This window comes from Streptomyces sp. NPDC060205 (assembly GCF_042728395.1).
In the GTDB taxonomy this organism is placed as follows: domain Bacteria; phylum Actinomycetota; class Actinomycetes; order Streptomycetales; family Streptomycetaceae; genus Streptomyces.
Map to the genome: position 1 here is coordinate 1 of NZ_JBHWZP010000400.1, position 7,812 is coordinate 7,812.

The window sequence follows — 7,812 nt, forward strand, 5'->3', positions numbered from 1 at the left end:
GGCTGAAGAGTCGCGGACGGTCCGCGAATCCTTCAGCCGTCCGGCGTTTGAGGACCGGGGGTTCGGGGGCGGAGCCCCTGAGTACGTGACGGGAACGGGCAGGGACGGCGGGGGCGAAAAAAGCCTCTAGCCCTGCGGGTGGTGCGCCGGGATCGCGGGGAGGTCCCCGGTCGACTCGTACGCCGACAGCATGTCGATCCGGCGGATGTGCCGCTCGTCACCCGAGAACGGCGTGTTCAGGAAGGTCTCGACGAACTTCGTCGCCTCCTCCTGCGAGTGCATCCGCGCCCCGACCGCCACGACGTTGGCGTCATTGTGCTGCCGCCCGAGCGCAGCCGTCTCCACGCTCCACGCGAGAGCCGCCCGCACCCCCGCGACCTTGTTCGCGGCGATCTGCTCACCGTTCCCGGATCCGCCGATCACGATGCCCAGACCCTCGGGGTCGGCCGCGGCGCGCTCGGCGGCACGCAGGCAGAACGGCGGGTAGTCGTCCTGGGCGTCGTAGATGAGGGGCCCGCAGTCGACGGGCTCGTGCCCGGCGGACGTGAGCCACTCGACGAGGTGGTTCTTGAGTTCGAAACCGGCATGGTCGGAACCGAGATACACGCGCATGGTCCGAGTGTGACACGGCTGTTTCGGATCGGCCCCGCCGGGGCAGGCGCACGAAACGCTCCGGGGCGAGTGGCGGAAAAGCGCCAGCAACACTATAGAACCTCAGAGAAACCTCAAGTAACGATCTGGATTCAAAGGTTCACGAATCTATTCGCCTGGGATTCACTGGACCGGCTCGGCGAGCCCCACCCCGCACGCACTCCCCACGATCCCCACAGTCCCCGGCGCAAAGGAATCCCCCCATGACCTCGCAGCCGACCCTGGCGAAGGCCGGTAACGGCCCCGAAGGACCCGGAGAACCCGACGGCGGACTCCACGCCGGGCTCAAGAACCGGCATCTGTCGATGATCGCGATCGGCGGGGTCATCGGCGCCGGCCTCTTCGTCGGCTCCAGCTCCGGTATCGCCACCGCGGGCCCCGGCATCCTGCTCTCGTACGCCCTCGTCGGGACCATGGTCGTCCTCGTGATGCGGATGCTCGGCGAGATGTCCGCCGCGAATCCGACCTCGGGCTCGTTCTCCGCGCACGCCGACCGGGCGCTCGGCCGCTGGGCGGGCTTCTCGATCGGCTGGCTCTACTGGTTCTTCTGGGTCGTCGTGCTCGCGATCGAGGCCACCGCGGGCGCGGTGATCCTGGAGAGCTGGGTCCCGGCCGTGCCCCAGTGGGGCTGGGCGCTCATCGTCATGCTCGTGCTGACCGCGACGAACCTCGGCTCCGTCGGCTCGTACGGCGAGTTCGAGTTCTGGTTCGCCGGGATCAAGGTCGTCGCCATCGGCGCCTTCATCGTCATCGGCGGGCTCGCGGTCTTCGGCCTGCTGCCGGGTGCCGACACCGACAGCGCGGGGCTCGGGAACCTCACCGAGCACGGCGGCTTCCTGCCGCACGGACCCGGCTCGATCCTCACCGGCATCCTGCTCGTCGTCTTCTCCTTCATGGGCAGCGAGATCGCCACCCTCGCGGCCGGCGAGTCCGAGAACCCGCAGCGCGCCGTGACCAAGTCCACCAACAGCGTCATCTGGCGGATCGGCGTCTTCTACCTCGGCTCGATCTTCGTCGTCGTCACGCTGCTCCCCTGGGACTCGGAGTCCATCCAGAAGGACGGTTCGTACGTCGCCGCCCTGAACTCCCTCGGTATCGCCAACGCGGGCGAGATCATGAAGTTCATCGTGCTGACGTCCGTCCTGTCCTGTCTCAACTCCGGCCTCTACACGGCCTCCCGCATGGCGTTCTCGCTCGGCCGCCGCGGTGACGCGCCCAAGGCCTTCGCCCGCACCACGAGCCGTGGTGTCCCGATGACCGCGATCCTCGCGTCGGTCGCCTTCGGCTTCGTCGCCGTGTTCTTCAACTACGAGTTCCCCGACTCGGTCTTCCTCTTCCTCGTCAACTCCTCGGGCGCGGTCGCCCTGTTCGTCTGGCTCGTCATCTGTCTCTCGCAGCTGCGCATGCGGAAGATCATCGAGCGTGAGACGCCGGAGAAGCTGGTCGTCCGGATGTGGCTGTACCCGTATCTGACGTGGGCGACGATCGCGCTGATCGTCTTCGTCCTCGGCTACATGCTCACCGACACCGAGCACGACGGCCGCCAGACCGTACTGCTGTCCCTGCTGGTGGCCGCCGTGGTCGTGGGCATCTCGCTGGTGCTGGAGAAGGTGCGGCGCGGGAAGGCCGGCCGGCCGCGGGAGGCGTCGGACGCCGAGCAGGTCTAGCGGCTGCCCCTGCGACACCCGCTGTTCCGTACGAAGCCTCCGTGGTCCCCTGCCGCGGAGGCTTCGTCGTGTGCGGGGTACGTCGGGCGGAGCGCGGTCACAGGGGCGTGAAGGTCTTCTTGATGTTGTCGTAGACACGCAGGGCCCGTTCCTCGACGTCCGGGTGGTACCAGGTGGTGAGCTCGTACGACGTCCCGTCGATGTCGAAGCCCAGCAGCCGGGCGTGCCAGGGCAGTCCCTTGGCCGTGACCGTGTACTCCCAGACGACGGCGGGCGCCCCCCGGAACGTGGTCTCCTCCAGCCGGATCCGCTGATAGTCGAGGCCCTTGCTCGTGGTCTCCTCCGTCTTCTTCCACTGGTCCATGAGATCGCCGCGGGCCGGGGAGGCGTTGGCGAGGATCTCCTGCTTGCGGTCCGGTGAGGTGTAGTGGACCTCGGCGCCGCTCTGCACGACCCGGTCCCAGCCGTCGGGTGGCACCCAGGCGTACAGGCCCGCCTCCGTGCGGGAGCCCGCCGGGAGGCTCGGCGGGCGGGCGGTGCCCGCGACGGTGGGGGACGACGACGAGGAGGGGGACGCCTTGTCCTTGTCGCCGGATGAACCGCCGAGCATCGGGATGAGCAGGCCGGCGAGCACCCCGGCGACGACCACGCCCACGGCGGCGATCAGGCCCTTCCGGCCACGGAGGCCGCGAAGGCCTCGAAGGGCCTGGGGCCGGTCTCCGGTGGGCGGTGGTGCGGACGGGGCCGGGGCGGCGCGGGGCCTCGTGGGCAGCTCGGCGTTCCCCTCCGGCTCCGACACCGACGGCTGTGGCGGCTGCGACACCGACGGCTGCGGTGACGGCGGTGACTGCGGCAGCTCCGACTGCGTCGGTGTCGGTGACTCCTGCCGTTCCGGCCGGACGCCGGGCGCGTGGAACGCCAGCCCGGGTGTCGCGCCCTCGGACGGGATCTCGGGGGTGCCCTCGGGAGGGGCTTCCGAGGACGTGTTCTCCACGTCGGGGGGCGGTCCGGGGGTGGTGGGTGCCTCCGGGGCCGTCGTGTGCCCGGCGGGTACGGCGTCCTCCACCGGCTCCGGGAGCGGGGGCGGGATGCGTACGTACAGGGGGGTCGGGCGTTCGGCCGGCGGGGGCTCGACCGGTGGGGACTCGGCCGGCGGAGGCTCGGGGGCCTGCGCCGCGGGGCCGGTGGCCGCCGCTTCCCCGGGCTCCGGCCGCGGCTCCGGTTGCGGCTCCGGTTGTGGCTCCGGAAGGGGTTCGGCCTCCGGCCCCGGGGCCGCCGGGGTGGCCTCCGGAGCCGGCTCCCCGTCGCCGGGGACCGTGCCGGTGACCGTGAGCGCCGCCGTCCCCGTCGTGCCGTCGGCGGCCGGACCAAGGAGTGCCGCCAGCTCCTCCAGCGCGGGGCGGTCCGCGGGGTCCTTCCGGAGCAGGGCCGTGAGTACGTCCCGCAACTCGCCCTCGCCCGCCGCGGAGGGGATCTCCGGCTCCTCGTACAACACCGCGTGCAGGGTCGCGAGAGTCGTCGCGCGGGAGAACGGGGAGCGCCCGCCCAGCGCCGCGCAGAGGGTGGCGCCCAGGGACCAGAGGTCGGACGGCGGGCCCTGCGGGCGCCCGGAGACGCGCTCGGGCGCCATGTAGTCGGGGGAGCCGACGAGCATGCCGACCATCGTGAGGGCTTCCGCGTCCTGGATGGCGGCGATGCCGAAGTCGGTGAGGACGACCCGGCCGGCCCGCCGTTCGATCAGGACGTTGGCCGGTTTGATGTCCCGGTGCAGGACACCGCCCGCGTGCACCTGGTCGAGCGCCGCCACCAGTTCGAGGCCGATCCGGGCCGTGGCACGCGGACTCAGCGGCCCGTCCTCCGCCACGACCCGTTCCAGGGAGCGGCCGTCGACCAGCTCCATCACGATCCACAGGCGCTCGCCCTCGTCCACGACGTCGTACACGCGCACCACGTTGGGATGGTCGATCCGGGCGGTGGCCCTGGCCTCCCGCAGGGTCCGTTCGCGGCGGGTCCTGGCGTCCTCCTGGTCCATGCCGTCTATGCGCATCTCCTTGACGGCGACCTGCCGGTCGAGCGTTTCGTCGGCGGCCCGCCACACCCGCCCCATTCCTCCTTGTCCAATACTCTCGACCAACCGGTACCGACCCGTGACCAGCAATCCCGGAATACCGCCCCTCGTTATTTCCGGCACCCCCATGCCCCCCTTCAACACCTGCCACAGAAGAACCGCAATGAAGCACAATGGCCACAACTTTGCGCCGCACCAGCATAGTGCGGAGAAATCTTGTGGTACCTCTTCAAGTACTGCGAATTCAGGCGCAGTCACGGGGTCACAAGGGGGACGAACATGAGTTCTCGTCGTAGGACGATCGCCACAGGATCGCTGCTCACCGCATCTTTCTCGGCGGTGATGGTCTTTTCCTTCTCCGCCGGGGCGGACGATCCGGGACCGATGAGCGACAAAGGGGGAAAGGCCGTTGACGAAGCGCCCGCGGGTGTCGAGCTGACGACCTCACTGCCCGAGAAGATCAGCGTCGACAACGGTTCGCAGAAGACGGCGATCACCGCCACGGTGAAGAACGGGGGAACAAAGGACAGCGGTGCCGTCCGACTGCTCGTGGTCGGCTTCGACGGCCTCTCGGTCAAAAGCGTCAAGGGATGTTCGGAAATCGCCGAGAAGGATCTCCCGGAGGGATCGAACAGCGGCTTCGCCTGCGCCATCGACAGTCTGGGCGCCGGCAAGTCGAAGTCGTACGCCGTGGACGCGACGTTCGATCTGAAGAAGGAGGGCAAGATCTGCCTGCCCGTCCAGGACGCCGACGGCAAGAAGACGTTCTGGCAGCAGGGCCCGGTCCCGTTCGGCGCCAACAACCCCTCTCCGAACGCTCCGGCCACGCCTCTCCTGCTCGGCACCGACAACAGCCCAGTCACCCCGGGCGGCGACAAGGCCGGCGACTCCTCGGGTGACACGTCGGGCGACAAGTCCGGTGGCGAGGAACTGCCCAGGACCGGTCCGGCCGAGCAGATGCTGCCGCTCGGCGCGGCGGGCGCCGCGCTCATCTCCGCGGGAGTGGCGGGTCTGTGGTGGACGCAGCGGCGCGACGGACGGAGCGAGTCCTGACGCGGTCGTCCTCACGGGACATGCCGGGAAATGCTGACGGCGGGTGTCAGGTAATCCCGTCAGCATGACGTCCGCCGGAGAGCCGGCAGCGCTTGCACGGCGCTTCGACCGCGAAGGACGTTCCCCGTGAGTCTGCAGGACTTCATCAGCCCCGGCCGTACCGTCCTCGTGCCCGGTGACCCCGGGTACGAGGACGAACTGCGCGGTTTCCAGACCGGGTTCACCCAGCGGCCCGACGCCGTGTTCGCCGCCCGGTCCGCCGAGGACGTGGCCGCGGCGGTGACGTACGCGGCGGCGGCGGGGCTGCCGGTCGGCGTCCAGGCCACCGGGCACGGGCTGCCCGGCGACACCGAGGGCGGGGTGCTGATCACCACGCGCCGGATGGACACGGTGACGGTCGACGCGCGGGCGCGCACGGTCCGGGTGCGGGCGGGGGTCACCTGGCGGCAGGTGGTCGAGGCGGCCGAACCGTACGGGCTCGCGCCGCTGAACGGCTCCGCGCCCGGCGTCGGCGCCGTCGGGTACACGCTGGGCGGCGGACTCGGCATCCTGGCACGGGAGTTCGGGTACGCGGCCGACCACGTCCGCTCCCTGGACGTCGTCACGGCGGACGGACGCCTCCGGCACGTGACCGCCGACGGCGGTGAACTCTCCGACGGCGGCGAGCTCTTTTGGGGGCTGCTCGGCGGCGGGGCGAACCTCGGGGTGGTGACGGAGCTGGAGATCGGCCTCGTACCGGTGACGCGGCTGTACGGCGGGGCGCTCGCCTTCGACGGCCGCGCGGTGGACCCGGTGGCGGCGCTGCGCGCGTACGAGCGCTGGACACAGACCGTGCCGGACGCCCTGACCTCGTCGTTCGCGGCCGTGCCCTACCCGGACGTGCCCGCGCTGCCGCCGCGGCTGCGCGGACGGTACGTGCTCTGCGTGCGCGTCGCGTACACCGGCACCGCCGCCGACGGCGAGCGGCTCACCGCCCCGCTGCGCGGGATCGGCCCGGTGCTCGACGACTCGCTGCGCGCGATGCCGTACGCCGAGAGCCGCACGATCCACTCCGACCCGGACTTCCCGCACGCGTACTACGGGGACAGCGCGGTGCTGAGCGCCCTGGACGTGGACGCCGTGGGCGAACTCCTCGCCCTGACCGGCCCGGACGCGCCCTCGATGTACGTCGTCCAGGTCAACCACCTGGGCGGCGCGCTGGCCCGGCCGCGGCCGAACGCCGTACCGCATCGCGAGGGCCGCTTCCTCGTACGGGTCCTCGGGGGCGTCGACGGCCCGGCCCGGGAGCTGTTGCACCGGGCCCTCGCGACGGTGGAGCCGTGGACGATCGGGCGGGCGCTGAACTTCGCGTACGGAGCGGGCGGGACAAGCGGGACAGGCGGGACAGGTGCGGCGGACGCTCGTGGGGCGCGGGGGCTGTACGACGCCCGGACGCGAAAGAGGCTCGCCGGGCTGAAGTCGCAGTACGACCCGGCGAACCTCTTCCGCAGGAACTACGGTGTGGCGGCGGTCAGCTCTCGCGCCTGACGAGCTTCCAGACGGCCGGGAGCACGCCCATCGCCAGGGCGGCCTTGAGGGCGTCGCCGATCAGGAACGGGGTCAGGCCCGCCGCCACCGCCTGGGCGGTCGTCATGTCGGCGACGACGGCCAGGTACGGGACACCGATCGCGTAGATGATCGCCTCGCCCAGCAGCATCGCGCCCGCCATCCGGACCACCGATCGGTCCGCGCCGCGGCGGGCGAGGGCGCCCACGGCGGTCGCGGCGAGCAGCATGCCGAGGATGTAGCCGAAGGAGGCGGTGGCGCCGGAGGAGCCCTCGGCGAACCACGGCAGACCGGCGAGACCGAGCAGCGCGTACAGGGCGAGGGAGGCGAGGCCGCGGCCGGCGCCGAGTGCCGTGCCGACGAGGAGGGCGGCGAAGGTCTGGCCCGTGACCGGGACCGGGGAGCCGGGGACCGGGACCGCGAGCTGGGCGGCGAGGCCGGTGAGTGCGGCGCCGCCGGCCACGAGTGCGATGTCCCTGACGCGGGAGGCGGGGAGGAGGTCGGCGAGGACCTGGCGCGGGGTTGTCTGGGCGACGGCGGTGGTCATCGGGGCTCCGGCGGGGGTGAGGACGGGGGTCGTTCGTGACGCTATCCCAGGGGGGTCGCGTCGATCTCCGTCAGTGGTCGACAAGGGGGTCGGCGGGGGTTGGTGCACCTTCGACAAAGGGTGGGCCGTACACCCGTGGGGGCGTGATGCTGGTCACGAAGGGGGTGTGATCCGGCCCCGGGTTTCCGCCCCCGCCGCCCCTACCCGTTCCCGTCCACGCATGGGGGCTGCGCCCCCTCGCCCCCTTTGCGCAGTTCCCCGCGCCCCCAGGTGTCTGGGGG

Annotated in this window: 6 protein-coding genes; 3 read left to right on the forward strand and 3 right to left on the reverse strand. The window is 71.4% G+C overall.

The genetic code is table 11. From position 1 onward, the window contains the following. Positions 1–126: 126 nt before the first annotated feature. Positions 127–612, reverse strand: a complete 486-nt coding sequence (locus tag ACFWGJ_RS39090; RefSeq protein ID WP_387333716.1) for a ribose-5-phosphate isomerase — start codon at positions 610–612, stop codon at positions 127–129. 242 nt (positions 613–854) lie between these two features. Here ACFWGJ_RS39090 and ACFWGJ_RS39095 point away from each other — a divergent pair, with 242 nt between their 5' ends. Beyond that, positions 855–2,318, forward strand: a complete 1,464-nt coding sequence (locus tag ACFWGJ_RS39095; protein ID WP_387333717.1) for an amino acid permease — start codon at positions 855–857, stop codon at positions 2,316–2,318. Between the two features lie 97 nt (positions 2,319–2,415). On the opposite strand, the gene ACFWGJ_RS39100 is transcribed toward ACFWGJ_RS39095, so the two are convergent. Next, a complete protein-coding gene (locus ACFWGJ_RS39100) occupies positions 2,416–4,515 on the reverse strand; it encodes a protein kinase (protein ID WP_387333718.1) in 2,100 nt (699 codons plus the stop codon). A gap of 150 nt (positions 4,516–4,665) precedes the next feature. On the opposite strand from ACFWGJ_RS39100, the gene ACFWGJ_RS39105 reads away from it, so the two are divergent. Beyond that, positions 4,666–5,439 (forward strand): LPXTG cell wall anchor domain-containing protein, encoded by a 774-nt coding sequence (locus ACFWGJ_RS39105; RefSeq protein WP_387333719.1) that lies wholly within the window; start codon positions 4,666–4,668, stop codon positions 5,437–5,439. Between the two features lie 132 nt (positions 5,440–5,571). Next, a complete protein-coding gene (locus tag ACFWGJ_RS39110) occupies positions 5,572–6,966 on the forward strand; it encodes an FAD-binding oxidoreductase (protein ID WP_387333722.1) in 1,395 nt (464 codons plus the stop codon). Here the strand turns inward: ACFWGJ_RS39110 and ACFWGJ_RS39115 are convergent. Then, entirely contained in the window at positions 6,950–7,531 is a 582-nt protein-coding gene (locus ACFWGJ_RS39115; RefSeq protein WP_387333720.1) for a biotin transporter BioY, read from the reverse strand. The two genes, ACFWGJ_RS39110 and ACFWGJ_RS39115, sit on opposite strands and share 17 nt — an antisense overlap. Positions 7,532–7,812: the final 281 nt, after the last annotated feature.

Bases quoted from the DNA above. Each gene is read 5' to 3' on its own strand.
- ACFWGJ_RS39090 (WP_387333716.1), bottom strand. From the start codon at position 612: ATGCGCGTGTATCTCGGTTCCGACCATGCCGGTTTCGAACTCAAGAAC.
- ACFWGJ_RS39100 (WP_387333718.1), bottom strand. From the start codon at position 4,515: ATGGGGGTGCCGGAAATAACGAGGGGCGGTATTCCGGGATTGCTGGTC.
- ACFWGJ_RS39095 (WP_387333717.1), top strand. From the start codon at position 855: ATGACCTCGCAGCCGACCCTGGCGAAGGCCGGTAACGGCCCCGAAGGA.
- ACFWGJ_RS39105 (WP_387333719.1), top strand. From the start codon at position 4,666: ATGAGTTCTCGTCGTAGGACGATCGCCACAGGATCGCTGCTCACCGCA.
- ACFWGJ_RS39115 (WP_387333720.1), bottom strand. From the start codon at position 7,531: ATGACCACCGCCGTCGCCCAGACAACCCCGCGCCAGGTCCTCGCCGAC.